Below are 2,197 nucleotides of genomic sequence, written 5' to 3' on the forward strand. Positions count from 1 at the left end.
TGCACGTGTTGTTCGATCAGTATATGAATAGGTATCGTTAAAACGTTTTACTGCGCTATTATAAAAAGCAATCATATTATTTATATTTTCTGCTCAAGCTCCGCCCTCCAATGTTGCGGCAGCTCTTGCATTAAGATGTTTCATAAGAGGTCTTTCTACTCCTTTCTTATACATTTTTACTCATACGCCAGCCCTGCTTGTGACGTGCAAGCAAATGATTTTGATTGATTCAAGATAAACAGGTTTGAAATGAGAGAATCTTACGTTATTCGGGACTCTCATTTAATATGCAAAACAGTAAATTATGATTATAAATCAACATGTTGTATTTCAAAGACTTTTTATGACTATAAAAAGAGTTTTGAAAAATAAAAAAGCTTTCATTGAGAGCAAAGAAAGAATATATAAAAAGTATTTTCAATAAAATAATTATATTTGAAGTGCTGATCAAAGCTATTGAGAGTGCAGTCCATAAAATGAGCAGAAGTAGCTTGTTGGTGTATTTTCTAGAAAAATCATGAATGTTCGATTGTTAATTCATCCTTGCTTGGAAAGCTCGCTTCAGTTCAAATAGAAAAAGAGAGAGGTAAGGAGATTTATAGGATAAGATATGCTGGAATTATTCAGTATTAAGATGCAATGAATGCTGCTTATATTTCTCTTTTTTAACTATTTTATGAGAGTGAAAATTTAAATAATAAGAAAATAATTTTATTTATTTTCTTTAAACAGTTATTAGTAGATAAAAAATTCTCTTTTAATCTATAAATTAAAAAAATAATGATTTTGTAAAAGCCTTGTAAGCTTTATAGGTTAATTTTAAATATCATGCATTGATTTTGAATTATGCAGATTATTTATGTCAACCATAATAATAGTGAGCATAGACAATGACATTTAATTTTTTCGTCAATTTATTTCTATTTGTTATTTTTTTATTGTTGGTTTCTCAAAGTAAGAAAATGCAATGGAGTCTTTCACTACGTGTTATGCTATGGCTTATCCTTGGCTTGATTTTTGGAAGTGTTTTGCAGTTTATTTATGGAGAGGGTGAAAGCACTTTATTGAAATCCGTTGAATGGTTTAACATTGTCGGTGAGGGCTATATTTTATTGTTGCAAATGATTGTTATGCCATTGGTTTTTATCTCTATCGTTTCAGCAGTTGCTCATTTACATTCTGTTTATGCTGTTGGAAAGATGAGTATAATAACAATTTCAATATTGCTTTTTACAACGGCTCTTTCAGCATTGGTTGGTGTGCTTGTGGTTAATTTTTTTGGATTAACAACCGATGGTTTGGTGCATGAAGGGCAAAATGTTTCTGCTCTTCTTGAAGGTCATATTTCTAAACTTGGAGATATGAATATACCAAAGATGATTTTGTCTATGATTCCTAAAAATCCATTTGCTGAGTTGAGTGGAGCTAAACGTACGTCAATTATTAGTGTTGTGATTTTTGCGTCATTTTTAGGTGCATCGGTTCTTCTTTTAAAGAAAGATGAGCCAGAAAAAGGGGAAAACGCGCTTTTATTTATTCAAGTGGCACAAGCTTGGATTATGCGGTTAGTCCGTATTGTGATTGCTTTGACGCCTTATGGTATTTTTGCACTTATGACGAAAGTAGGAGCAATATCGCGTATTACAGATATTTTAAATTTACTGGTTTTTATCATTGCCTCTTATGTCGGTATTATTTTAATTTTTGGAATTCATGGTGTATTGCTTGGTATTTCTGGGATTAATCCCTTTCGTTTTTTCAAAAAGGTTTTACCAGTTTTAACATTTGCTTTTAGCAGTCGTTCAAGTGCTGCAAGTATTCCTTTGAATATTGAAGCGCAAACACAGTGGATAGGTGTACCACAATCCATTGCGAGTTTTGCAGCTTCTTTTGGGGCAACAATTGGACAAAATGGTTGTGCTGGTCTTTATCCAGCGATGCTTGCGACCATGATTGCACCCTCTATGGGTATTAATCCTCTTGATCCTACTTGGATTGCTACGCTTATTGGTGTTGTAACGTTGAGTTCTATTGGTGTTGCTGGTGTGGGGGGAGGTGCTATTTTCGCTGCATTGATTGTGTTACCAATTATGGGGCTTCCTGTTACTTTGGTTGCTGTACTTATCTCTATTGAACCGCTAATTGATATGGGACGGACTGCTCTAAACGTGAGCGATTCAATGATAGCTGGAACGGT

General features: G+C 33.5%; 1 protein-coding gene. It reads left to right on the forward strand.

Going from position 1 to position 2,197, the window contains the following annotated elements; genetic code table 11:
• Positions 1-890 precede the first annotated feature (890 nt).
• Positions 891-2,197: cation:dicarboxylate symporter family transporter (locus tag ACFIL8_RS05520; protein WP_375689081.1), on the forward strand; the 1,307-nt coding region annotated here is incomplete at its 3' end.

Source organism: Bartonella sp. AP57NXGY (assembly GCF_042195805.1).
In the GTDB taxonomy this organism is placed as follows: domain Bacteria; phylum Pseudomonadota; class Alphaproteobacteria; order Rhizobiales; family Rhizobiaceae; genus Bartonella.